At 69.9% G+C, this 24447-nt stretch carries 17 protein-coding genes; 5 read left to right on the top strand and 12 right to left on the bottom strand.

Annotated features, from left to right (window positions below):
- Positions 1 to 33 precede the first annotated feature (33 nt).
- Together HNR09_RS16505 and HNR09_RS11740 are read left to right on the top strand one after the other, a co-directional pair.
- A complete protein-coding gene (locus HNR09_RS16505) occupies positions 34 to 1899 on the top strand; it encodes a phosphotransferase (protein WP_179542212.1) in 1866 nt (621 codons plus the stop codon).
- Between the two features lie 262 nt (positions 1900 to 2161).
- A complete protein-coding gene (locus HNR09_RS11740) occupies positions 2162 to 3418 on the top strand; it encodes an MFS transporter (protein WP_179542211.1) in 1257 nt (418 codons plus the stop codon).
- A 47-nt stretch (positions 3419 to 3465) separates the two neighbouring features.
- Here the strand turns inward: HNR09_RS11740 and HNR09_RS11735 are convergent, their stop codons facing one another.
- From HNR09_RS11735 to HNR09_RS11720, 4 genes are read right to left on the bottom strand one after another with little or no spacing between them, the layout of a single operon-like run.
- Complete coding sequence (locus tag HNR09_RS11735; protein ID WP_179542210.1) at positions 3466 to 4308, bottom strand: Fpg/Nei family DNA glycosylase; 843 nt, start codon at positions 4306 to 4308, stop codon at positions 3466 to 3468.
- A gap of 9 nt (positions 4309 to 4317) precedes the next feature.
- Positions 4318 to 5283, bottom strand: coding sequence for an HNH endonuclease (locus HNR09_RS11730; RefSeq protein WP_179542209.1), 966 nt, complete (start codon positions 5281 to 5283; stop codon positions 4318 to 4320).
- A gap of 48 nt (positions 5284 to 5331) precedes the next feature.
- Positions 5332 to 9003 (bottom strand): ATP-dependent helicase, encoded by a 3672-nt coding sequence (locus HNR09_RS11725; RefSeq protein ID WP_179542208.1) that lies wholly within the window; start codon positions 9001 to 9003, stop codon positions 5332 to 5334.
- On the bottom strand, positions 9000 to 12479 hold the full coding sequence (locus tag HNR09_RS11720; RefSeq protein ID WP_179542207.1) for an ATP-dependent helicase: 3480 nt from the start codon (positions 12477 to 12479) through the stop codon (positions 9000 to 9002). Before HNR09_RS11720 ends, HNR09_RS11725 begins: the two co-directional genes overlap by 4 nt.
- Positions 12480 to 12569: 90 nt before the next feature.
- Here HNR09_RS11720 and HNR09_RS11715 point away from each other — a divergent pair, with 90 nt between their 5' ends.
- Complete coding sequence (locus tag HNR09_RS11715) at positions 12570 to 13313, top strand: 3'-5' exonuclease (protein WP_343047528.1); 744 nt, start codon at positions 12570 to 12572, stop codon at positions 13311 to 13313.
- Positions 13314 to 13325: 12 nt separating this feature from the next.
- Positions 13326 to 13784 carry a hypothetical protein gene (locus HNR09_RS11710; RefSeq protein ID WP_179542206.1) on the top strand — a complete coding sequence of 153 codons (459 nt, stop codon included), beginning with the start codon at positions 13326 to 13328 and terminating at the stop codon, positions 13782 to 13784.
- A gap of 49 nt (positions 13785 to 13833) precedes the next feature.
- Here HNR09_RS11710 and HNR09_RS11705 read toward each other — a convergent pair whose 3' ends face one another.
- Positions 13834 to 14808 (bottom strand): formylglycine-generating enzyme family protein, encoded by a 975-nt coding sequence (locus HNR09_RS11705; protein ID WP_218881930.1) that lies wholly within the window; start codon positions 14806 to 14808, stop codon positions 13834 to 13836.
- Between the two features lie 73 nt (positions 14809 to 14881).
- Between HNR09_RS11705 and betC the strand changes: the two genes are divergently transcribed.
- Positions 14882 to 16486: a choline-sulfatase gene (betC, locus tag HNR09_RS11700; protein WP_179542205.1), complete on the top strand. Its 1605-nt coding sequence runs from the start codon at positions 14882 to 14884 to the stop codon at positions 16484 to 16486.
- Positions 16487 to 16612: 126 nt separating this feature from the next.
- On the opposite strand, the gene hemL is transcribed toward betC, so the two are convergent.
- The 7 genes from hemL to HNR09_RS11665 all read right to left on the bottom strand — a co-directional run bounded on the left by hemL (position 16613) and on the right by HNR09_RS11665 (position 24446).
- Positions 16613 to 17941, bottom strand: a complete 1329-nt coding sequence (gene hemL / locus HNR09_RS11695; RefSeq protein WP_343047527.1) for a glutamate-1-semialdehyde 2,1-aminomutase — start codon at positions 17939 to 17941, stop codon at positions 16613 to 16615.
- 91 nt (positions 17942 to 18032) lie between these two features.
- A complete protein-coding gene (gene hemB / locus HNR09_RS11690; RefSeq protein ID WP_179542204.1) occupies positions 18033 to 19013 on the bottom strand; it encodes a porphobilinogen synthase in 981 nt (326 codons plus the stop codon).
- Between the two features lie 165 nt (positions 19014 to 19178).
- On the bottom strand, positions 19179 to 19994 hold the full coding sequence (locus HNR09_RS11685; RefSeq protein WP_179542203.1) for a uroporphyrinogen-III synthase: 816 nt from the start codon (positions 19992 to 19994) through the stop codon (positions 19179 to 19181).
- 85 nt (positions 19995 to 20079) lie between these two features.
- Positions 20080 to 21381: an FtsX-like permease family protein gene (locus HNR09_RS11680; RefSeq protein WP_179542202.1), complete on the bottom strand. Its 1302-nt coding sequence runs from the start codon at positions 21379 to 21381 to the stop codon at positions 20080 to 20082.
- Positions 21378 to 22091, bottom strand: coding sequence for an ABC transporter ATP-binding protein (locus HNR09_RS11675; protein WP_179542201.1), 714 nt, complete (start codon positions 22089 to 22091; stop codon positions 21378 to 21380). Before HNR09_RS11675 ends, HNR09_RS11680 begins: the two co-directional genes overlap by 4 nt.
- 97 nt (positions 22092 to 22188) lie before the next feature.
- The gene (hemC, locus tag HNR09_RS11670; protein WP_179542200.1) at positions 22189 to 23208 is read right to left on the bottom strand and encodes a hydroxymethylbilane synthase; all 1020 of its coding nucleotides are present in this window, start codon (positions 23206 to 23208) and stop codon (positions 22189 to 22191) included.
- Positions 23208 to 24446: a ferrochelatase gene (locus tag HNR09_RS11665; RefSeq protein WP_179542199.1), complete on the bottom strand. Its 1239-nt coding sequence runs from the start codon at positions 24444 to 24446 to the stop codon at positions 23208 to 23210. Before HNR09_RS11665 ends, hemC begins: the two co-directional genes overlap by 1 nt.
- Position 24447: the final 1 nt, after the last annotated feature.

The following is a 24447-nucleotide window of genomic DNA, read 5'->3' as shown; positions in this document are numbered from 1 at the left end:
CCAGGAGCATCAGGAGACCATACGCTGGTGACCGTGCGATGGACATCGATGGAACTGGCGGCTCTGGCCACCGCCGCTGTGCCGGGCCTCTCCCCGACGGGAGTGGCCGCCGTCGCCGACGACGCCCGGGACTTCACCTCGGCGATCGTCATCGATTCCGAGGGCAACCGCTGGCGCATCCGTTCTCCGCAGCATCAGGAGGCGGCGATGCGTCTGGAGACCGAGCTGCAGGTGCTGCGTGGTTTCTCCACGGCGATCCGCGCGGAGCTTCCCTTTCGCGTGCCGTCAGTGGCGGGTGCGGTGCGGCGCGGTGAGATGCGCACCTTCGTGTACAACCATCTGCCGGGACGCACCCTCGAGCTGGAGGAGCTGACCGCCAGCGGTGCCGAGGTGATCGGGGACGTCGGCCGCACCATCGCTGCGATCCACGATCTGGATGAGTCCGTGGTGGACCATGCGGATCTGCCCCGCTACTCGGCCGAGCGGTTCCGCCAGCGGCGGCTCAACGAGCTCGACCAGGCCGCGACCACCGGCCAGATCCCCTCCTCGCTGCTGCGCCGTTGGGAGCATGCCATGGAGGAGAAGCTCCTGTGGGACTTCACTCCGACGGTGGGCCACGGGGATCTGCACGAGGACAATCTGCTCGTCGAGGGCGAGCGCGTGGTGGCGGTGACCGGGTGGACCGATCTGCACATCGGTGACCCGGCGGATGACTTCGCGTGGCTGGCCGCCGCCCCCGATCCTGATTTCGCCCAGGCGGTTTTGACCTCCTATCAGCAGCACCGCAGGGGCCCGAGCGACCCTTACCTGATGCGCCGGGCGGCACTGACCGCTGAGTTCGCGCTGGCCCAGTGGCTGGTGCGCGGTCACGCCACCGAGAACCAGGAGATGGTCGAAGAGGCACGGGGCCTGCTGCGTCAGCTGGTGGAGGACATTGAGGCCCACGGCGGACAGCCGATCTCACTGACCCCGATGCAGGGAGAGGAACCGGCCACGGAGCAGGACTCGCGGCCGGTGGCCCGTGCCGGAGCAGCCGCCACGGTGGCTGACACCGGCGAGTGGGCCGAGTCCGGCGCGGATGACCATGAGCCGGTGGTCATCACCGATGCTTCTGCCGAGGACTCCTCGGCGCCCTCCCCTTCGGAGGCCGCAGAGGAGGGCGCAGGAGAGCCTGGCGATGAGCCCGAGGCCTCCGGCGGCGACGAGCCGGCGACGGCTCCGGCTGAGTCTGCGCTCGACGACGACGCCCCGACCGGCCAGCTCCCCGCCGTGTCCCCGGGGTCCCCGGCGTCCCCGGCGTCGCCGGCCTCTCCTGGCTCTCCGGAGTCCCCCTCTTCTCCGGTCTCCCCCGCTTCCCCTGTGGACGACGGTGCCGCCTCCACGCGCTCCGCCGCCGCGGATGAGCAGCCCACCGGGGACATTCCCCGCGTCGTGGATGATTCGCTCTTCCTGGACGAGGACGACACCCCGACCGGGACGATCTCTCCGGTGCCGGAGACTGCCGAGGAGCAGTCACGGCGGCCCGAGTCCGGGTCGTTGCCGATCGTGGCCGATGCGGAGTCCGAGAAACGCGCCAAGCAGAAGAACTTCTTCCCCGCCCAGTCCGCGGACAGCGCACGGTCGGCTCCCAGCGCCGACACCGGCACGAACCCGGTGGTCCCGCCCGCCGACGTTCCCGACGAGGCCCGCGGCGATGCGTCTCCATCCCACGGGTCCGGCGAGCAGGGAGCCACCGCCGTGGAGCCGACAGCTCGGGGCAGCTCGAAGCGGGAGGCGTCAGTGGAGGACTCCGACTCGTCCGAGCCGACCGACGGGGGTGGGGCGTCGCCGTCGTCGGGCTCCTCCCCCCGCAGCGCGATCTACTCGACCTACCCGGGGCTTCGCCCGCCGGGTTCCTGACCGGTGCGCGCTGCTGCGCTGGCTCGCTTCCCCTGGGCCAGCGGGGCGACGCACCGCCGTCACGGCATGCACCGGCCGCCGTCGATCGAGTGACATGCCCTGTGCTGTGACAGCAATCTCCCCTTCTGCGGGGAATGGGCCCGCCTCCGGCCGAGTTGTCGCCTGCGTGTTCAGCACATCGGTGTGCTCTCTTCTGACGAACGCAGACCTGTATCCCGCGCCTCCCCTGGCGTGCACACCTGATTGATCGAGGGGATTCTCTGTGCCGACCTCCACCCGCACTCCTCAGCACGACTCCGCGCACCCTGCCACCAGCGACGTTCCCCTGGTGACGGAGGATCCGCGATTCTCCCGACGCCAGATCGTCATCGCGATCGTGGCGCTGTCCCTGGGCGGATTCGCGATCGGTGTCACCGAGTTCGCCATCATGGGGCTGCTGCAGGAGGCGGTGGCTGATCTGGAGATCACCATCCCCCAGGGTGGGCATCTGATCAGCGCCTACGCGCTCGGCGTGGTGGTCGGTGCTCCGCTGCTGGCCCTTCCCGGGGCGACCCGTGAGCGGCGGAAGTACGCGCTGTTCCTGCTGGCGCTGTTCGTGGTGGGCCATGGGCTGAGCCTGCTGGCTCCGAACTACGAGACCATGTTGGCGGCGCGATTCATCTCGGGCCTGCCGCATGGAGCCTACTTCGCGGTGGCCGCGCTGATGGCTGCCCAGATGGCGGGACCCACGCGGCGCTCGAAGGCGATCGCCGCGGTGCTGGGTGGTCTGGCGATCGCGAATGTGATCGGCGTACCGGTGGTGACCTGGGCCGGTCAGCAGTTCGGCTGGCGGTGGATGTTCGCCATCGTGATGGTGCTGGCGCTGATCACCATGGCGGCGGTGGCGACCTTCGCGCCCCGGCAGATGCCCTCGAAGCATGCCTCCATGAAGGGAGAGCTCAAGGGGCTGAAGTCCCAGCGACTCTGGGTCGGGATCCTGCTGGCCGTGGTCGGGTTCTGCGGCATGTTCGCCCTGTACTCCTACATCTCCCCGGTGATGACGGATGTGGCCCTGCTGGATGCCCGCTACCTGCCTTATGTGGTGGGTCTGTACGGCGTCGGCATGGTGGTCGGGAACTTCATCGGCGGGTGGGCGGCGGACAAGTCCGTGCTGGGGACGGTGATCATCTCGATGGCGCTCATCTCCGTGTTCATGGTGCTCTTCGCCGCCACGGCGCACATTGCGCTGCTGGCCCTGGTGTTCCTCTTCCTGGTGGGCGCCTCAGCCTCTGCGCTGAGTCCTTCGATGCAGACCTACCTGATCGACTCGGCCCCGCGGGCCCCGCAGCTGGCCGCCTCCCTGCATCATTCGGCCTTCAACGCCGCCAACGCCCTGGGCGCGATCATCGGGGCCTCGGTGATCGACGCTGGGTGGGGCCTGCGCGCACCCAGCTATGTCGGCGCCGCCGCCGCCGCGGTGGGTGTGCTGATCGCCGGGTACGTCATCTGGCTGAGCCGGCGGGAGCAGGCGCAGGGCTGAGTCCCTCCGGGTTGGTGCGGTGCTGGGTACGTCGTGTAGAAGCCTGCTCAGCTCGGCTGGCCGGGTGATGGCTGGCAGGTCGGGCAGACGTAGATGACCCGGTCCTCCTGGGCTGCGCGTCGCTGGGACTCCTCCCCAGAGTGGGACCGGATGATGCGGCTCTGGCAGCGCATGCAGAGCTTCCCGCCTCGCCCGTAGACCCAGTACTGCACCGCTGCGGTCGGTGTGCCGGTGGTGCTCCGGCGGCCGCGGAGCTTGTTGATCTGCAGCAGCCGATGGGCAATGTCGATGATCCGGCTCAGATCCGGGACTGCGCCGATCGGGGTGTCCGGGTGGACGCCGGCGAGGAAGCAGATCTCACTGCGGTAGACGTTGCCGACCCCGGCCAGATTGCGCTGGTCCAGCAGCGCGACGCCGATGGCCCGGTCCGGCTGGGAGCCCATCCGGCGTGCGGCGTCGGCTGCGTTCCAGTCCTCTCCGAGCAGGTCAGGGCCGAGATGGGCGATGTGTTCATCCATCTCGGCGGGGGTGAAGACGTGCAGCTCCCCCAAGGAGAAGCCGACCGCCTGGTGATGTTCGGCGGTCAGCACGCATCGGGCGGTATGGGCGGGGCGCTTCCATCGGGGTCCCCCTCGTCTGGCTCCTGGCCCACCGGTACCGCGTGGGTAGACGTGCCAGGTACCCTCCATCTTCAGATGGGAATGCACGACGGCGTCACCGACGGTGATCAGCAGGTGCTTGCCTCGCGCCTGGACCCGGTCCACCCTCTGCCTGGAGAAGTCGACAGTGGCGAAGGCGGGTACTCGGAAGTCGGTGGAGAGCAGGGTGCGGCCGGCCAGTGCTTCGTGGAGCATGGCCGCTTCGCGGAAGACGCTGTCACCTTCGGGCATGATTGTGACCTAACCTAGCGGCGTCGCCGTCTTGAATGTATCGAAACGCTCCGCCAGGGCTTCTCGATCCGGGTGCCATGTGCGATTCGCAGGAAGAACCCGCAGTTGCTGACCTTCGTGGTCCTGCAAACCATGCCGCAACATGGGCCCGTCGGTTTCCTCAAGGATGTCTCGGCGGATGTGAATCCGATGATCGGGCGAAATCCCCATGATGTTGGAGTCGTATGCGGCGTGGTGGATCTTGCACAGTGCGAGACCGTTGCTGATCTCCGGTCGTCCGCCTTGACTGTCTTCAACGATATGCGCGGCGTCGAGCAGTTTCGAATGGCCCAAGGTGCAGACCGCGCAATGCTTCTGGTACGCAGTCATCACATTGGCCCTAAAGTCCCGTTGGTGCAAGCGCGAACGCACAGTACGTTCACCATGTTCAGGGTCGACCTCAATTAAGGAACCGGAGTAGCCGAAGTCGACGAGTCCCGTAGGAAGGGACCGGGAGGTGAGATCCAATAGCGCCGTACGGCGTCCCGGAGGAATCTGGACATACACGGGGAAGTAGACGTCGAATGCCCCAGATACAGTGCCTCGAAAGTAGATGACGGGAAGATTGAGCTCGGCAGCTTGGACGAGACCTTTGTTCTGGTGTTGCTTCTTGGGAGAAGCGGTGAACTGATAATCCACAAGCCCACCAGACATCTCGTCATGGTAGATGGTCCGATCTTTCCGTCCGTGCGGCAGTCCGGTCGTCACGGAGAGAGTCCCCAATAGCTCCGCAGGCTTCCAGATACCCTCCTGAAGAATTAGATGGTGTCTAGCCTCGGGGCGATGCCCCTTGAACTCCTGAATCTCTCCACGGCTGAGAGGCTTCGCCCCTCCTTCTGTTCTCTGCTCGAGCCAGCCGAAAGCCAACCGACGAAAATCCAGATCCTGCGCCAAACCGGTACTCAGCGCCGAACCATCGGGAATTGGCAAGGTCATATCCTTTACCTTAGGCCATGAGAAATCATCTGAGAAGCGAGACAACGGCTACGCTTCTGCATTGAAAAATCCCCTAGCGGACCGGATGTGGTTCTCCAGGGCCTCGGCCTCGGGGAGGTCCTCACCGGGCACGGTCACCCCGCGCTCCACGTAGAAGAACGATGCCTCAATCTGGTCCAGCGGGATTCCGTAGAGCCGGTGGAAGGCCAGCCGGTAGACGGCTAGCTGCAGCTGCTTCTCGGTGAGGTCCTTGCCGGTGGGGACCATGCCGGTCTTCCAGTCCACCAGGTGCCAGGTGCAGCGGCGCATCTGGGCGTCGCGTTCCTCTCCAGGCATCAGTTCCCAGCGGTGCTGGTCCGCAGCGGTGAGGTCGCGGCCGTCCTCGGTCCGCCCGAACACGGCGTCAATACGTCCGCGGACCACCACGCCGTCGATGGAGGTCTCCACCGGGATCTCGGCCGCGTACAACTGCCGCTGCGCCCACTCGGTCCGGGTGAACTGCTCCTTGACCCGGGCCAGGTCGAAAGCGTCGTCGAGCTCCTCGTCTCCACGCCCGGGCTCCTCGATGTCCGGCAGGCGACTGCGCGTCTCGTAGAACTCCTCGATCCACTCGTGCATCACCGTGCCACGGCGGGCCGCCTGAGACGGTTTCACCGGCACCGGGCGACGTGCGAACTCCGCCATCCCCTTCGCATTGCGCGCCATGCCCACCACTCCAGAGACACTGATGTGCGCAGGGAACGCCGACAACCCGCTGCCCCGCTGCTGAGCGCGGGCCCGGTCCACGATCCATTGGGCCTCCTGCTCCCACGGAGTCAGCTCGCCCTCGCTCGAGTACGCCTCCCGTCCCCTGGCCTGCCGGACCAGTTCCGCGGCGCGGGTGAGTGCCGGACGGCGTCCAGGATCCTGCGCCGGGGCGTCGATCTGCTCCTTGGTCGCCAGCCGGGCCTCACCTTCGGGCGCCTTCTGCTCCTGATAGCGGGCGATGGGCATCGGCGCCAGCGGATCATAGGGCCAGTGCGCCCCGAACATCTGCCCCGCCAACGGGTTGGACGTCATGTCCTCGACCTCGGCCCACGCCAACTGGTTCTGCCCAGCCCCACCGCCGGCGTCGAGGACCTCGCGGATCTCCTCCAGGAACTCCGAGGGCCCCTTGCCCTTGGTATGCGCGTAGAAGCACGCTCCTGTGCAGATCAGCAGCTTCTTCGCCCGGGTGACGGCCACATAGGCCAGGCGACGCTCCTCCTCCCGGCTGAAGTCCTCCATGTCCTGCGAGTAGACGGAGTTCTCGTCCGTGAACGATTTCAAGGTCCCGGCACCGGCGGCCACAGCCCATTCCTGCAAGGTGTCCTGATCCGACTCCCACTGCGGAATGCTCAGCCGGTCACCCCGCAGCCGGGCCGGAAGCATCCCCTTCTTCCCGGTCCACCGGTCCGTCTGCTGAGTGGGGAACTTCTCCTCCCGCAGCCCGGCGACGACGACCACGTCCCACTCCAAGCCCTTCGAGGCATGGATGGTCAGCAGCTGCACCGCGCCCTCCTGGGGTTCGATGTCGGCCTGCTCGAGCCCCCGCTCCTTCTCCTCGGCGGCATCGAGCCAGTCCAAGAAGCTGCGCAGATCCGGCGTGGTCTCGGTGGAGGCGTAGCCCTCCGCCTCATCGATCAGCGCGTCCAGCTGCCGAGTCGCGTAGTGCTGCTCCTCCCAGGGGCGGGCCGCGACCTCCACATCCAGGCCCGTGTCACTGACGATCCGCTGGATCAGCACGCCCAGGTCCAGTCCGGCCCACTGCCGCAGGCGACGGATCTGCTCCTTGGCCAGCAGCAGCCGGCGGTGCCCTTCCGCCGAGAGTCCCAGACGCTCCGCCTGCTCTGGGGCGTCCCGCAGCCGCTCCAAAGCCTCCACCAGAGACGACCGTTCGTCCATCTCCAGGACCGTGGACTCATACCGGTCCTCGGCATCCGGGGCGTCGGCCGACTCGCTCTGCACTTCGCCGCCGCTGTCGACACGCTGTCGGAAGCCCTCCAGGTCACGCGCCGAGCGCTGCAGCTGGACGAGGTCCTTCGGACCGATCCGGTAGCGCGCACCGCCCAGGATGCGGATCAGCGCATCCGAGCGGCCCGGGTCCGCGATGACGCGGAGATAGGCCAGCACCTCCGCGACCTCCGGGGTCCGTAGCAGGCCCGAGAGCCCCACCAGCTCATACTCGATGCCCGCGGCCCGCAGATGTTCCGCCACAGTCCCCAGCTGCGCCCGAGTACGGGCCAGCACCGCACAGCTGGGCCGTGCCGAAGCGTCCGGCACGTCCAAGGCCTCCCCCAGCTGCGCCGCGATGGCACCGGCTTCCTCGGCCTGTGAGGCGAACCAGCCGTAGCTCACCGTGCCATCGGCCGCGCCGGACGGGGAGCTGAGCGGCTTGAGCTGGTCCCGCAGATGAGCGTTGTGCTGCCTCCAGGGCTTGCCCAGAGAATCCGCCGAGTCCCGTCGGAACGGCTCTACCATCCGGTTGGCGACATCCAGGATGCTGCGCCCGTTGCGCCACGCCACGGTCAGCTGCAGCAGATCGGCCGGCCGCCGGTCGCCGGTCTGCGGGTCCAATGCGGGGAAGGACTGCGGGAAGTCGAAGAGCTGCCCGGCCGAGGCCCCACGGAACCCATAGATGGACTGGTTCGGGTCCCCCACCGCGGTGACGGCGTGCCCGACCCCCTCCCCTGAGCCGCCGGTGCCATAGAGACTGCTGAACAGGGCCAGCTGGGCGTACGAGGTGTCCTGGAACTCGTCGAGCAGCACGACCTTGTACTTCTCCCGCTCCGCCTCACCGGCGCTGGGGACCTCCATGGCTATCTGTGCGGCGAATCGCAGCAGGTCACCGAAGTCCATGAACCCCTCGCGATGCTTGGCCTCCTGAAAACGGCGCACCAATTCGGCCATCTCGCGTCGCACCCGGAGGTTCTGGACCAGTCCGGCCTGCCCCTTGTTGGGTTTCGCCCCCGCGGCGAGCCAGGAATCCACCCGGGCCAGCTCCTCACCCAGGTGTGCCTCGACGTCGTCGGGGGTGCGGAGGTGCTCCGCACAGTCCGAGGCGAGCTGCATGACATACCCGGCCAGGCTGCCGGCGGACTGATCCGCCTCCACCAGCACCTGGGCACGTTCATAGCTGCTGGCGATCTGGTGGACCATCTGCCACGCCTTGGCCTCACCGACCAGCTGGGTCTCCGGCTCCAGGCCGATCTGAAGTCCGTATTCGCTGACCAGAGTGTTCGCATAGGAGTGATAGGTCGACACCGCCGGGGCCAGCAGATCCGAGAGGGACTGGGTGCGGGCCGACTCCACCAGCTCGGCGGGAACGATGTCCTCCGGGGCGATCAGCTCGGCGTCGACGAGCTGGCGGAGCCGTCCGGCGATCCGTTCCTTCAGCTCTCCAGCGGCCTTCTTGGTGAAGGTGACCCCCAGGATCTGATCCGGCCGGACGATGCCGTTGGCCACCAGCCACACCACTCGATCAGCCATGGTGGCGGTCTTCCCGGAGCCCGCGCCGGCGACCACGAGCATCGGATCCATTCCGGCCTCGATCACAGCCTGCTGTTCGGCGGTGGGATAGAGACGCTTCTCCGGCGGGACGTCCCGCTGCAGGGCGTCGACGATGTCACAGGCGGTATAGCGCACCGCAGGGCGGGCAGTCATGGTCTCCCCCGTGGTCGTGGTGTGCGTCGGTGTGCTCATGGCTGGGTCACCTGTTTCGCGTTCTCGCAGAGCGGGCAGAGTGCCCCGATGCGGCAGGACTGCTGGCCATTGGGGTGGTAGGCGTCGAAGCGGGACCCGGACATCACCCGAGCCGCCAGAGTGACCTGCTGGACCGGCCAGTCCTCGTCCTCGGACAGAGCGGGCTGTCCCTGGAGGTCGAGCTGCGCCACCGGCGTGCCGACGTGCAGCAGCGCAGCGCCGAGGGACGGGGAGGCAGCGTCCGGCGAACCTTGGTCTCCGTCGTCTCCGGTTGCGCTCGCGTCACCGGCCAGGCCCGCATCGACAGCGCCGAGGGAGACCAGCAGCTGGTAGGCCCCCAGCTGCGCATGGGTGGTGATGTCCTTCTTGCCGGGCTTGGTCTTTCCGGTCTTCAGATCGATGACGAACAGCCGGCCGTCTGCGGAGCGTTCGACCCGGTCGATCACACCGCGGATCTGGACCGTGCGACGCCCGGGAGCTTCGGCACCGTCACGGTCGGGCTCGCCCGCGGGGACCTCCAGGGTCGCTTCGACCTTCAGCTCTCGGGCCGCGACCTCGCGGCCGTCGCGTTCGACGGCGCGATAGTACTGGGCCAGCTTGCCGATCATCTGCTCGGCCCGCAGCCGGTCCTTCTCGGATTCCCAGCCCTCATCGCGTCCCAGAGTGTGCCACCGGTCCTCCAGCTCCCGGTGCAGCACCTCGAGGTCGGTCTCTGTGGGGTGGTGTTCGGCGATCTCATGGATCAGCGAGCCCAGCATGCGGGTGAAGTCGGTGGGCTCCACTCCCCCGGCGGCCTGGGTGAACCACTGCAGCGGCGACTCGACGGCGGTCTGCACGCTCGACGGCGAGACCCGCACGACCTCCTCGGGCTCCAGCAACGGCGCATCGGTGCTGAGCTCGGGCAGCCCCCACCACTGGTCCGGGTCGGCTCCGGTGAGGCCGGCTGAAGCCAGACGGGCCAGTGCCCGAGCGGCAGCCTCCCGCTCCTGGACAACCGCGGGACCGGCCTCAGCGCCGTCGAGCTCCCGCTGGACACTGTCCTCCAGGTGACGGCGCAGCTCCGCGATGAGCCGCGGTGCGGTGATGGGTCGCGGAATGGCCGAGCCGCGGGAGGAGCGTTCATCGGGCGGGACCACCAGGTCCAGCAGCATCGAGGGGCTCTCCTCCTGCCCGTGGACGGCCACTGCGAAGAGGCGTCGCCTCGCGCGGGAGACCGCCGAGGCGAAGAGGCGGTACTCGTCCTGCAGCACGTTCATCCGCTTCACGAGCGGCGACTGGGCCGCAGCGTCGGTACGCCCCTCGACGACGTCGACCAGCTGCCCGCTGCCGAGCAGCTGGCCCCGCGGGTTCAGGTTCGGCCAGGCTCCCTCCTGCAGACCGGTGAGGATCACGGTGTCGAACTCCCGCCCGGCCGCACTGGCGGGAGTGAGCACCTCCACGGCATGGTCGCCTGCGGAGGTCTTCGCCAGGGTGTCCATGGGCAGCTCGAGGCGTTCCATGTGGTCCACGAAGGCCTGCGGGGTCGCCCCGGGGTTCTGGTCGGCGAAGCGTTCGGCGGCCTGGAACAGCGCCATCACGGCGTCGAGGTCCTGGTCCGCGACCCGACCCTCAGCGGTGGGCTTGCGGGAGACCCCCGCCCAGTGGGCGCTGACCCCGGCGGCATCCCAGATCTCCCAGAGCAGCTCCTCAGGCCCGGCGGCGGCGTCGAAGGCCGTGCGCCCGGCACGGATCATCGCGGCGATACGCTCCACCCCGCGGGTGAGGTGCCGGTATCGCTCCTGGGCACGCACCGCGGCGACGACCGGATCCTCCGGGGAGTTGATCGCCGCACACAGCAGCTCGTCCGAGCTGCGCGGCTCACCCTCGACGCTGCGGCGCTCCTGCTGCCGGAGCACCTGGCGCAGGCTGCGCAGTGACATCGAGTCAGCATCCCCGTAGCGGCTGGTGAGCAGCACCAGCACCTCCGGCAGCTCGACCTCCCTGGCCTCCGGGTCAGCGACGATGCTCAGCACCTGCAGCAGCGGCGCCACACCGGGCTCCTGGTTGAGGATGACGTCGCTCATCGACTGCCGCACCGGGACGCCCTGGGCCTGGAACATGCGCACCAGACGCGTCAGCATGGTCCCGTTGCGGGCGATGACGGCGATCTCCTCGAAGGGCACTCCGGCCCGGTGATGCCGGTCGAGCACCTCCTGGAGCACGAACTGTTCAGCCAGATAGTCCTGGGGCACGACCTCCACAGCGCAGGAGCCGGGGACGGCGTCGTCCTCCTCGCCGTCGTGAGTGCTGGTGCCCTGGCCGACGTCCTCACCACCGGCCGCCAGCAGATCCTCCCATCGCCTGCGGGCCGACTGAGGTCCGATCGGAGCCAGCCGACGCAGCACCCGGGCGTAGACCCGGCCCAGCGCCGGCGCGATCCGGTGGTTCTCCTCCAGCACCATGACTGCAGGCTCTGCCCCGGGCAGTCCACCGTGCGGATCCGGCGTCATCGCCCCGGAGACGCTGCGGCGCACGATGCCGTCCACGTCGAGGTCGGTCTCCGGATCCAGTCCGGCGGCGGCCTCGGAGCTGAGACGCTGCGGAGATGTCGTCCAATTGCGCAGCTTGTCCGGACGGGCGCCGCGGAATCCCTGGACCGCCGTCTCCGGATTCGCGAAGGCGACGACGTCCCCACCGGCGCCGACGAGCCGCAGCAGACGGAAGACGCTGGGAGTGGCCTCCTGGATGTCGTCGACGATGATCCGGCGCAGGCGCAGGCGTTCGTCCTCGAGCAGCTGAGGGTTCTCCTCCAACAGGTTGCAGGCTTCGTTGATCAGCCCGGCGGGGTCGAAGGCGTCCGCGTTGGAGCCGGCATCGAGATCCTCCCGGTACTGCTCGTAGAGGTCGGCCGCGGCCCGCCACTCGGGGCGACGGCAGGACTCGGCCAGCGCGCGCAGGCGCTCCGGCGAGACCCCGTACTCGGCGGCGCGGTCGAAGAGCTCGCGGATCTCCTTGCGGAATCCGTCGGTGCCTGCCGCTTCCTGCAGTGCGGCCGGCCAGCTGATCGTGGTCAGCCCGGTGGCGGGGTCCGGTGCCAGCAGCTGACGAATGATGCTGTCCTGCTCCGCACCGGAGAGCAGGCGTGGCTGGCGGGCGCGGAAGGTGAGGATCTCGCGGCGGCGGGCCTCGCCCAGCAGCCAGAAGGCGTAGGAGGAGAAGGAACGCGACGGCTGCTCGGAGAGGGAGCCGCCGCGGCCGCTGGTGTCCCGGCGCGCCCAGGAGGTCTCGATCTCGTCGCGCAGCGCCGCCGACGTCGCCCGGGTGGGTGAGAGCACGAGGAGTCGATGGGAGTCTTGGCCGGACTCCAGGTGACGCAGGGCCAGCTCCACCGCGAGCGTGGACTTGCCGCTGCCTGGTCCGCCGTGCACCAGGATCGGGCCGTGGCCGGGCTCGGCGACGGCGGCGAGGACCTGGCGCTGGGACTCATCGAACTCCATGCCAGTCATTCAACCAGAGCGGTGTGACACGCAGGTCCCGGCCCGCATGACCGTCGCAGACATGTCATGGGACCGGGATAGTCTGGAGGTGTGGACAACCCGATGCTCTTCGACCTCCCCGCCAACGGCGACTCATGGCACCTCGGCCGCCGAGTCGGCTTCGACCTGGAGACCACCTCCCGAGACCCCCGAGTCGCTCGGATCGTCTCCGCGGCCCTGGTGATCTTCGAACCCCAGGCCGAGGTCGCTCCCGGCCTGAGCGCACCCGAACCCGCAGTGCGCGTCCAGGACTGGCTGGTCAACCCGGGGGTCGAGATCCCCGCGGAGACCACCGCCATCCATGGCATCACCACTGAACGTGCGCAGGCCGAGGGTCAGCTCGCCGCCGAAGCGATCCCGCAGATCGTCTACGCGCTCTCCCAGGAGTTCGCCACCGGAACCCCGGTGGTGGTCTTCAACGCTCCCTACGACCTCACCGTCCTCGCCGAGGAGGCCCTGCGCTACGGGGCAGACTTCCCCGAGGCGGCTCCGGTCATCGACCCCCTGGTGATCGACAAGCAGGTGGACAAGTTCCGCCGCGGCAAACGCACCCTGGGCCACCTCTCCGAGCACTACCGCGTGGTGCTCGACGACGCACACTCGGCCTCCGCCGACGCCCGGGCCGCCGTCGAAGTCGCCGATGCCCTGGCCTCCCGCTTCCCGCAGATCCAGATCACCGCGGACGAGCTCCACCAGCTGCAGATCGGGTGGAAGGCCGAGCAGGCCGCCTCGCTGCAGGACCACTTCCGCAAGACCCGGCCGGACGCCGTCGTGGATCCGAGGTGGCCGGTGTGATGCAGTGGATCCATGAGTGATTCGCAGACGGAACAGAACCAGGACACGCAAGTGGCGAAACCGGCTCTCGGGGCGCCCCATGACGGGTACGCCGCCTTCCTGCTGACGATCTCTGCGGCCGCGTTCTTCTTCGGCCACGGATCCCTGCCAGTCTTCACCGAACACCACTCACCCAGCTTCTGGATGCTGCTCCTGCTGAACACCGTCCTCCTCGGCGGTGCAGTCATCGGGTCCATCCATTACGGCATGCGCGCCCACGGTGCCACACACCTGACCGGTGCTGCGATGCCGCTGATGTCCCTGCTCGCCGCGGTGACGGCACTGATCATGTGGGTGCTTCCGCACCTGCGGGACTCCCTCGACAGCCACCTCGGCTACGCCATCGCCTGTCTGACCATCGCCACGCTCGCCGTCGCGCCGCTGCAGGCTGTGATCTCCCACGACCCTCAGAAGAGCTCCGAGCTCACCTGAAGCCCACCGGCCGAGGCAGCGTCTGCGCTCCGGCCACAGGCTCAGCCGCTCACCGGCTCAGCGCGAGCCGGAACCCGGTGTGGCCCAGCGAGGTGTCTGCCGTGGCCGAGCTGCGTGCCGAGGTCCGATACCGGCGGCAGTAGGACTCATGGCACATATAGGAGCCGCCGCGCATCGCCGGCACCGCCGGGTCGCCCTGGAACGGGCTCGCCGTCCACTCCCACACGTTGCCGGTGACGTTGAACAGCCCATACCCGTTCGGCGCGTAGGACCGCACCGGGACGGTGCCCACCGGCCCGTCGGGAGCATCCGGGAAGCTGCCCGGGAAGATGTTCATCCGACGCTGCCCCTCAGGATCCCGCACCCCACCCCACGGGTACGGCTGCTGGTCCAGGCCCCCACGGGCGGCGAACTCCCACTCCTCTTCGGAGGGCAGCCGAGCACCCACCCACTCGGCATAGGCCTGCGCGTCCCGTTGGGAGACATGGGTGACCGGATGATCCTCGCGTCCGCGCACCTCGGAGCCCGGCCCTTCGGGTGAGAACCAGGTGGCCCCCGGCACCACAGCCCACCAGGGCGCGTCCGCCACCCGGGGCAGCGAATCAGCCACCCCGGACTCGAGCTTTCCGCTGAACACCAGCGAGTCCCCCATTCGTTCCGCATCGCTGCGATGCCCGGTGGCCAGCACGAATGTGGCGAACTCCGCCACCGTCACCGTGGTCGCCGCGATCGCGAACGGAGCCACCTCCACGCTTCGCACCGGCCCTTCGCCGTCCTGCGGATAGGCCAGCTGATCCTCACTGCCCATCCGGAAGGCGCCGCCGTCGAGCCCCAGCAGGGACAGCTGCCCCGAGGCGGCTGCCGTGAGCGCCTGGAGCGCCGCACGGGGTGGGCCAGGCACGGCAGGCCCATCGGACTCGCTCTGCGCAGACTCTGGTGCGCCGGCGTCGTCGGCCTCTCCGCGGGAGGCTCCGCAGCAGGAGGGTGCGTCATGCGTGGAGACCATGCCCTCCAGCTTAGCCATCGCGAACCTGTACGCTGGCCACGGCCTGCACGTCGCAGGTCGCCCCGGAATGACCCCGAAGGAGGGATGCAGGATGACAGCAGAACACGTCTCCCACCACGACGGAACCGTGTCTCCCCCTGCCGACGGAGCCACCGTCTCCCCTCCGAACATCGTCGTCATCCAGGCCGACCAGATGGCCGCCCAGGCGATGGGGGCCTACGGCGACCAGGCCGCGAAGACCCCGCACATGGACGCCCTCGCCGCCGAGGGAGCCGTCTTCGACCGGGCGTACTGCAACACCCCGCTGTGCGCCCCGTCCCGCGCGTCGATGATGACCGGCCTCATGCCCTCAGAACTGGGCTGCTACGACAACGGCGATGACTTCCCGTCCTCGACGCCGACCTTCGCGCACCATCTGCGCCACGCCGGATACCACACGGCGCTGGTGGGCCGGATGCACTTCATCGGCCCGGACCAGCAGCACGGGTTCGAGGAGCGTCTCACCACCGACGTCTACCCCGCCGATCTGGACATGGTCCCGGACTGGACCCGGCCGCTGGACCAGAAGCTGCAGTGGTACCACGACGCCGACGCCGTCTTCTCCGCCGGCGTCTCGAAGGCCACCGTCCAGCAGGACTTCGACGACGAGGTGGGCTTCCGCACGCTGCGCCACCTCAACGACCGGGCCCGGGCGAACCAGTGGGCGACCTCCCACGGCGAGCAGGCCCGGCCGTTCCTGATGGTCAGCAGCTTCATCCACCCGCACGACCCCTACGAGCCGCCCCCGGAGCACTGGGACCGGTTCGCCGACGGCGACATCCCCGACCCCGCGCACCCTCAGGTGCCCGACGCCGCGACCGACCCGCACAGCCACCGGCTGCGGGCGATGAGCGGCTTCGACGTCCGGGAGCCGGGGATCGAGGAGGTCCGGCGGGCCCGACGCGCCTACTACGCTGCCGTCAGCTACATCGACGACCACGTGGGTCGCATCCGCGAGCGCCTCGACACGCTCGGCCTGGCGGAGAGCACGGTGATCATCGTGACCTCCGACCACGGCGACATGGTCGGTGAGAAGGGCCTCTGGTACAAGATGTCCCCCTACGAGCAGTCCTCGCGGGTGCCGCTGATCGTCTATGGCCCAGAGCGTCTGGTGCCGCGCGGACGGTTCAGCACGGCGGTCTCCCTGCTGGACCTGATGCCCACCCTGCTGGAGCTGGGCCGGGCACCCGCGGCCGAGACCGCCGGGGACTCTGTGCTGGAGGTGGCCCGCCGGGAGCGTGCCGGGGAGCTGGGCCCGGAGGATCGGGACGTGGTCATCGAGTATCTGGCCGAGGGCACCTACCGTCCCCAGCTGACGATCGTGCGCGGGCGGCACAAGTACATCACCTGCCCCGGGGACCCGGACCAGCTCTTCGACCTGGAGACTGATCCAGACGAACTGCGCAACCTGGCTTCGGACCCGGGGCATGCCGACGTCGTCGCCGCCCTGCACGCAGAGCTGGACGCGCGGTACGACCTCACCGGGCTGGAGGCGAAGGTCCTGGCCAGCCAGGGCCGCCGTCGTCTGGTGGCCTCGTCGCTGCAGCAGGGCACGGTCCGAAGCTTCGACTTCAACCCGGAGCCGGAGCAGCGATACGTGCGCGGCGACTTCTGGTCCGCCCTGGAGTACGGCACCATCCGCGACGCCGGGCGCTGAGCCAGCCCAGGCCCTGAGGCCTGCTCACACATATCGGGTGGCCACGAATCACGGCATCTCCGGGGCACGCACGGCGTGTCACCCTGAAGATCCGGTGATTCGTGGCCACTCGGTCTATCTGGGGCCTCAGCCCGCGGGAGCCTCTGCAGCGGCCGCGGCCTCGGCCGCAGCCGGCAGTGCGTCGACGATTCGCTGGACGGCGCCGTCGTCATGCGCGGCGGAGAGGAACCAGGCCTCGAAGACGCTCGGCGGCAGGTACACCCCGGCCTGAAGCATCGCGTGGAAGAACGGGCCGTACCGGAAGGTCTCCTGCGCCTGGGCGGCGGCATAGTCCTTCACCCCGGTGGCGGAGGTGCCGAAGGCCAGCGAGAACAGCGAGCCGACCTTCTGGATCGAGTGGTCCACCCCGGCGGCGTCCAACGCCTGGCCCAGGGCGGAGGCCACGACCTCGGCCTGCCGGTCGATGTGCTGGTAGACCTCCGAGGTGGCGTGCTCCAGGGTGGCCACTCCGGCGGCCATCGCCACCGGGTTCCCGGACAGCGTGCCCGCGTGGTACACCGGCCCGGTCGGCGCCAGGTGCTCCATGACGTCGCGGCGCCCGGCCACCGCCGCGGTGGGCAGGCCGCCGCCGATGACCTTCCCGAAGGTGAACAGGTCCGGGGTCCAGCCTTCGGTGCGCCCGGAGGCGCCCCAGTAGCCGGCCTCGGTGATACGGAAGCCGGTCATGACCTCGTCGAAGATCATCAGCGCACCGTGCCGCTCGGTGATCTCCCGGAGGAACGCGTTGAAGCCCTCCGCCGGGGGCACCACGCCCATGTTGGCCGGAGTGGCCTCGGTGATGACGGCGGCGACGTCGTTGCCCCGCTCGGCGAAGACCTGCTCCAGGGCCTCCTGGTCGTTGTATTCCACGACGATGGTCTCCGAGGCCTGAGCCTCGGTGACGCCCGCGGAGCCTGGAAGCCCCAGAGTGGCGACCCCGGATCCGGCGGCGGCGAGCAGCCCGTCGGAGTGGCCGTGGTAGCAGCCGGCGAACTTGACCACCAGGTTGCGGCCGGTGGCCCCGCGCGCCAGGCGGATCGCCGTCATCGTGGCTTCGGTGCCGGTGGAGACCATGCGGATCATCTCCGCCCCGGGCACTCGGGAGCGCACCAGCTCGGCCAGTCGGGTCTCTGAGGGGTGAGAGGTGCCGAAGCCCAGGCCGGCGTCGACGGCGGCGTGGACGGCCTCGATGACCCGAGGGTGTTTGTGGCCCAGCAGGGCCGGGCCCCAGGAGCCGACGAGGTCCACGTACTGGGTACCCTCGGCGTCGGTGAGGTGGGGGCCCTCCGCGGAGACCATGAACGCCGGGGTGCCGCCGACCGAGCCGAACGCTCGCACCGGGGAGTTCACCCCGCCAGGCATCAGGTCACGGGCCGAGTCGAAGAGCTGCTGGTTGGTGGTCTGCGGGTCAGTCACAGGGTCCTCTCGGATCACGGGTTCAACGGTTGCGAAAGATCGGGGGTTCGGCAAGGTCGGGGCCGCAGGCGCGACGACGGCGGCGCGGGCCTCAGCCCTCGTGCAGCCAGCCGGCGATCTCGGCGGCGTGATAGGTCAGCACGTTCGTCGCTCCGGCGCGGCGGATCGCGGTGATGGACTCGAGGATGACGCCTCGGCGATCCACCCAGCCCTGGGCGGCGGCGGCCTCGATCATCGCGTACTCGCCGCTGACCTGGTAGGCGGCCACGGGGACGTCGCTGAACGCGGCGACGTCGGCCAGGATGTCCAGATAGGCGGTGGCGGGCTTGACCATGATCATGTCCGCACCCTCGGTGATGTCCATCTCGGCCTCGCGCAGCGCCTCGGTGCGGTTCGGGGCGTCCATCTGGTAGGTGCGCCGGTCCCCGCTGAGCTGGGAGTCCACGGCCTCACGGAAAGGACCGTAGAACGCCGAGGCGTACTTCGCCGAGTACGCGAGGATCGGCACCTCCTGGTGCCCGGCCTCGTCGAGCGCCTGACGGATCACCGCGACCTGGCCGTCCATCATCCCGGAGGGCGCGACGACGTCGGCACCGGCCTCGGCCTGGGCCACCCCCATCTGCGCGTAGATCTCCAGGGTGGCGTCGTTGTCCACCGCGCCCTCGGCGGTGAGCACTCCGCAGTGGCCGTGATCGGTGAACTCGTCCAGGCAGAGGTCGCTCATCACCGGCAGGTCCTCCCCCACCCGTGCCTTCACCGCACGGATGCTGCGGTTCAGGATGCCCTCCGGATCCAGGGAGGCGGTTCCGACGGCGTCTCGGACGGCGGGGATGCCGAAGAGCATGATGCCGCCCAGCCCCAGCTCGCGGGCCTCCTCGGCGGCCTCCAGCAGGGAGGCCTCGCTGTGCTGCACCACCCCGGGCATGGAGCTGATCGGAGCAGGCGCGTCCAGACCCTCCCGGACGAAGACCGGCAGGATCAGGTCGGCCGGGTGCAGCCGGGTCTCGGCCACCAGTCGGCGCAGGGCGGGGGTGCGGCGCAGGCGTCGCGGACGGCGGGCGGGGAAACTCACGCAGGCTCTCCAGAGTGTCGGGGACGGCGATCGTGCAGACGATGCTCCGGCGCACGGGTCTTCGCGGCCGAGGTGCGGCGCCGGTCCAGGCCCTGCGGCGCAGGGGCTGCGGCTGACGCCGGGCGGTCGGAGCACCACGGTGGCGGCACCGGCACCGCCTCCATTCTAGTGACCGGTCCCCGGCCTGCGATCCACCGGACGGGGCCGTGCGTGCTCAGGGCCCGGGGCGACGCCGAGCGCCCGGAGGACGGCCGCCGCAGAGACATCCTCCAGCATCCGGGCCGAGAGTTGCAGCTCGTCCAGCGTCTGCGCGGTGGGTCTGCCGATCGCCAGCAGCGCGGGGGTGTCGGACTCACCAGGCAGCGTGAGACGAGCCCAGGCACGAGCGGCTGTGGAGCTGGTGATCAGCACGGCCTCGGCTCCGGCCAGCTCCGCGGGGCCGACGACGCCGGCACACCGGTCGTCGGCTCCCGACGGCGGCAGGGTGCCCTCACGGACCCGGTCCACGGTCTCGTAGGCGGTCACCTGGGTGACCTCCCATCCGGCGGACCGCAGGCCGTTGACCAGCTGGGGCCGAGCCTGGGCGGACTGCGGCAGCAGGACCTGCTCCCCCGGGCGCGGTGCGGGCAGCTCGGCGAGGATCCCCGCCGCGCTGGCCTCCCTGTGAGGCATCCAGGCCTGCGGCGCGGCACTCGGGAGCGCCTGTGCGGTCCCGGGGCCGGTCACCCCGATGCGGGTGCCCTCGGGCACGTCGCCGTCCCAGCCGGCCTCCTGCAGCGCCCAGACCGTGGTGGCGCTGGTCAGCAGCAGCCACTGGAACCGACCCTCGGCCAGATCAGTCACCGCGGCCCGCAGCACGGTGAGATCGGCGGGCAGCCGTTGCTCGGTGAGCGGGAGGAAGCCGACGTCGATCCCCGCCGCACGCAGCCCTTCCTCCAGACGGCCGGCCTGATGGGGCCAGCGGGTGAGGACGATGCGCATGCCCCACAGTCTGCCACGCGCTCACCGCCGGGGGCCGCCGAGGGGCGGCTCCCGGCGTCGTCGTGTGCTGCGGGAATGGTGGCCGTCAGACAGCGATGACCCGGCGCAGCGTCGGCCGACTTGCCAGCACGCCCAGCAGCACCACCAGCACCCCGGCCACCAGCACGCCCGCCACAGTGGCCGTGGAGGCCGGGGCCAGCAGCACGGCCGCGCCCAGCAGCGGCAGAGCGCTCAGCGCGGCGGCGATCACCGCGATGGCCACCACGGCGATCAGCGAACGCATCACCGCCAGCCGGCGGATCGCCGAGAGCTGCGAGAGCTCCAGGCCCACCTTCGCCAGCGAGGAGTAGAGGTCCCGACGATCCAGCACCTGGGCGGTCTGGCTGATGCCCACCGCGCAGGCGGTCATCACGAAGGAGACACCCAGCGTGAGCAGCACGCCTCGCTGGATGTCACCCAGCAGCACGAGCTCCTCGGCATCCGCCCCGGTCATCCCCAGAGACGCCAGGCCCATCCCCGCGCCGGCGATCACCCCCACATACGTGGTGATCGCGACCCCGCCGATCTGCTGCCACATCTGCTGCGGCGACTCCAGCACGCTGCGTGCGGCGATCAGCCGTTCCGCGGTGCGTGCCCGGCGCAGCTGGAGCTGCGCCACCAGCTTCAGCACCCAGGGGCCGAGCAGATGCACCGCCACCAGGGGCACGGCGATGATCGCCAGGACCATGGCCACCAGCACCGCCATGGATCCGACGCCGACCACCTGGGCGATCACCTGGGCCAGCACGAAGCCGACGGCGGCGATCAGCAGCCGGATCCAATGGACCCGGGCCGGCAGGGTGCGGGTGCGCACCCCCAGCGGGGTGATTTCGATGCGCCGCATCCCGGCCGCGGCACTGGCCACGGCCACGGCCAGCAGCCCCGCCGCTGTGGCCCCGAGCGCCAGCGGCCCCATCCAGAGGCCCTCGGTCCCGATCCGGGAGCCGGCGAAGGGCAGCAGACCCACCAGCGGCATCAGCGCCAGGTAGACCACCGCACCCATCCCGACGCCGACGGCGGCCAGCACCGCGGCCTCGGACAGGGCCAGTCCGCGCAGCTGTCGGCTCGAGGCGCCGAGCAGCCGCAGGCTGGAGAGCCGCTCATCGCGCCGTCGGGCCATCAGCCGTGCGGAGGATGCCATGAGCAGCACCATCGGCACCGCCAGCAGCACCAGCGCGATGGCAGCCAGCATCAGATACAGCCCGGCCAGCTCACCCTCGAGCCGGAAGAACCACCCGGCACCGCCGATCACCATGTAGGCGATGCCGCTGGTGATCGCGAACGCCGCCACCGGCAGCCCCCACACCTGACGCTGGGAGAGGAGACGGGAGAGGAACAGCCGGTTCATGCGTGCACCCCTGCGGAGTCATGGACGACCCGTCCGTCCTGAAGCCGGATCAGCCGGGAGCAGCGTGCGGCGACTGCCTCGTCATGGGTGACCATCACCAGCGGGGCACCTCGGGAGACAGTGGAGCCCAACAGCGCATCCAGCACCGCCTCGGAGGTCGCCGAGTCCAGCGCACCGGTGGGCTCATCGGCGAAGACGACGGCGGGGCCGGTCACCTGCGCGCGGGCGATGGCGACCCGCTGGGCCTGACCGCCGGAGAGCTGTCCCGGGCGCCGCTGCTCATAGCCAGCCAACCCCAGGGCCCCCAGCCAGCCCGCGGCCTCCTGCTGGGCCTGGGCCCGCGGTACCCCGGCGACCATGCGGGCGACGGCCACGTTCTCCAGGGCGGTCAGCTCCGGCAGCAGCAGGCCGTCCTGGAAGACGAACCCGATGTGCTCACGACGCAGCCGGGCCCGCTGTTCGGAGGTCCGGGTGGCGAGGTTCACCGGCGCGTGACCCGGTGCGGGGGTGAAGACGACGTCGCCGGTGTCCGACTGGATGATGCCGGAGAGCACATGCATCAGCGTGGTCTTCCCAGAGCCGGAGGGGCCCATGATGGCCACCGATTCTCCGGGGTGGACGGTCAGCCCGGCGTCGACGAGCGCGTGGGCGGAGTCATAGGTCTTCGAGAGCGAATGCGCCTGCAGCACAGGCGGGGCGGTGGTGATCATGCCTCCAGCATCGTCCGCCGGAGGCCCCGGGCGCATCGGAGCACAGGCTGAACCCGGCCTCATCCCGCAGGATGAGGCCCTCCACCGTGGGGGGGGGTCAGGTGTCGATGACGTGGGCCAGCAGCCCGGTGTCCTCGGCGAGCAGCTGCTCCGCCACTCGGGTGCCCAGCTCGACGGCCGCCTGCAGAGACTCTGCGCTGCGGCTGAAGGACACCTCGGCCCGCGCGCGCTGGACGGCCGAGCCGTCCGGGGCACAGACCATGGAGTCCAGCTGCAGCACCGCCGGGCCGTCGGTGTCCTCCGAGAACCTCGCGAGTCCGCCGATCGGGGCCGAGCAGCCGGCGTTGAGCCGCGCCAGCAGGGCCCGCTCGGCGGTGGTCTCCAGGCGGGCGGCGACGTCGTCGTACGCGCTGAGGGCTGGGGCCAACGGAGCACCGGCGACGACATCCTCGGCGCGGACCTCCACCGCCAGGGATCCCTGCCCGGGAGCAGGCAGCATGATGCCCGGCTCCAGCAGCTCGGAGATGTGATGCTCCAGTCCCAGCCGGCGCAACCCGGCGCCGGCCAGCACGACGGCGTCCAGGTCTCCGCGGGCGGCGTCGGGCGCCTGGGTGGAGACCTCGGCGGCGTCCTCCCGACCCTTCACCCGGGCCAGGCGGGTGCCGACATTGCCGCGGATGTCCACGACCCGCAGATCAGGTCTCGCCGCGAGCAGCTGGGCAGCGCGCCGCGGGGATCCTGTGCCCACGGTGGCACCGTCCCGAAGGTCGGCCAGCGGCACATCCCCGGCGGAGCACAGGGCGTCACGGACGTCCTCGCGCACCGGGACCGCGGCGATGCTCAACCCGTCGAGATCCTTGGCCGGCAGGTCCTTCAGAGAGTGGACCGCGACGTCGCAGGTGCGGTCGAACAGCGCCTGCCGGAGGGCGGAGGCGAAGACGCCGGTGCCGCCCATCTGTGCGAGCGGACCAGTGAGGATGTCGCCGTCGGTGCGCACGGTGATCAGCTCATGGCTCATCCCCGAGGCCGCCGTGAGCGCCTCGGCCACGAGGGTGGTCTGGGTCAGCGCGAGCCGGCTGCCGCGCGTGCCGACGCGGAACATGCGGGAGTCCACCATCAGGCCTGCGGCACTCCGACCTCGGAGTCCACCGCGGCCACCGTGGGTTTCTCCGTACCGTCCAGCATGACCTTCACGCAGCAGTTGGGCCGGCAGACGTCGTACCAGGGTCCGAAGTCCGTCAGGCCCTCCCGGACAGGGCGGTCCTCCGCCTGGGCGAGCCGCTCGCCGATCAGGTCCACGAGTCCGCCCACGAACTCCTGGTGAGTGCCCGGGGTCGGAGTCCGGACGAAGTCCAGGCCCAGCTCCTCCGCGGTCTCCTTGGCCTCCGTGTCGAGGTCCCAGAGGACCTCCATGTGGTCTGAGACGAAGCCCAGCGGAACCACGACGACGGCGGTGACGCCCTGCTCCTTGGCGAGGGTCTCCATGGCGTCATTGATGTCAGGCTCCAGCCAAGGCACCGAGGGCGGGCCCGACCGGGACTGGTACACCAGGGACCAGTCGACGCCCTCGGCCTCGGGTGCCATCGCCATCAGCAGCTCGGCCACCGCCAGGTGCTGGGCGGAGTACACGTCGGCGCCGTTGGCCTCCCCCGCTGCGGCGCCGGTCTGCTCGACCAGCTCGGCGGCCAGCGGACGCGGACCGGCCGCGGCGGCGTCGGAGTTCGGGATCGAGTGGGTGGCGAAGAGCACATGGACCTTGCCGTCCTGGCCCGCGGCCTCCCGCATCTGCGCCAGCCCAGCCTGCAGGCCCGGCAGGAAGGCCTTCACGAAGCCGGGGTGGTCGAAGTACTGGCGGATCTTGTCCACCTCGAGGCGGCCCTCCAGCCCGGTCTCGCGCAGCGCCACGCCGAGGTCCTCGCGGTACTGGCGGCAGGAGGAGTAGCAGGAGTAGGCCGAGGTGGTCACGGTCAGCACCCGACGGTGCCCGGCGTCGTGGATCTCCTGGAGGGTCTCAGGCACGTAGGGCGCCCAGTTCCGGTTGCCCCAGTACACGGGCAGGTCGATCTCGCGCGCGGCGAGCTCGGCCTCCAGCGCCGCCTTCAGCGCACGGTTCTGCGCATTGATCGGGCTCACGCCGCCGTTGGCCCGGTAGTGCGTGGCGACCTCTTCGAGGCGCTCGTCCGGGATCCCCCGCCCTCGGGTCACGTTGCGCAGGAACGGGATCACGTCATCCTGCCCCTCCGGCCCCCCGAAGGAGGCGAGCAGGACGGCGTCGTACTGTTTGGGGGCCATGACGCCCTCGGCATCATAGCCCCGGCGGGGGTCGAAGCCGGCGTCATTCGTCGGGGAGCTCATG

Source organism: Nesterenkonia xinjiangensis (assembly GCF_013410745.1).
GTDB classification, from domain to species: Bacteria; Actinomycetota; Actinomycetes; order Actinomycetales; family Micrococcaceae; genus Nesterenkonia; species Nesterenkonia xinjiangensis.
This window is presented reverse-complemented; position numbering and strand designations above follow the sequence as displayed.

Bases quoted from the DNA above. Each gene is read 5' to 3' on its own strand.
- HNR09_RS11735 (WP_179542210.1), bottom strand. From the start codon at position 4,308: ATGCCCGAAGGTGACAGCGTCTTCCGCGAAGCGGCCATGCTCCACGAA.
- HNR09_RS11730 (WP_179542209.1), bottom strand. From the start codon at position 5,283: ATGACCTTGCCAATTCCCGATGGTTCGGCGCTGAGTACCGGTTTGGCG.
- HNR09_RS11725 (WP_179542208.1), bottom strand. From the start codon at position 9,003: ATGAGCACACCGACGCACACCACGACCACGGGGGAGACCATGACTGCC.
- HNR09_RS11720 (WP_179542207.1), bottom strand. From the start codon at position 12,479: ATGGAGTTCGATGAGTCCCAGCGCCAGGTCCTCGCCGCCGTCGCCGAG.
- HNR09_RS11710 (WP_179542206.1), top strand. From the start codon at position 13,326: ATGAGTGATTCGCAGACGGAACAGAACCAGGACACGCAAGTGGCGAAA.
- HNR09_RS11705 (WP_218881930.1), bottom strand. From the start codon at position 14,808: ATGGCTAAGCTGGAGGGCATGGTCTCCACGCATGACGCACCCTCCTGC.
- betC (WP_179542205.1), top strand. From the start codon at position 14,882: ATGACAGCAGAACACGTCTCCCACCACGACGGAACCGTGTCTCCCCCT.
- HNR09_RS11685 (WP_179542203.1), bottom strand. From the start codon at position 19,994: ATGCGCATCGTCCTCACCCGCTGGCCCCATCAGGCCGGCCGTCTGGAG.
- HNR09_RS11680 (WP_179542202.1), bottom strand. From the start codon at position 21,381: ATGAACCGGCTGTTCCTCTCCCGTCTCCTCTCCCAGCGTCAGGTGTGG.
- HNR09_RS11675 (WP_179542201.1), bottom strand. From the start codon at position 22,091: ATGATCACCACCGCCCCGCCTGTGCTGCAGGCGCATTCGCTCTCGAAG.
- hemC (WP_179542200.1), bottom strand. From the start codon at position 23,208: ATGGTGGACTCCCGCATGTTCCGCGTCGGCACGCGCGGCAGCCGGCTC.
- HNR09_RS11665 (WP_179542199.1), bottom strand. From the start codon at position 24,446: ATGAGCTCCCCGACGAATGACGCCGGCTTCGACCCCCGCCGGGGCTAT.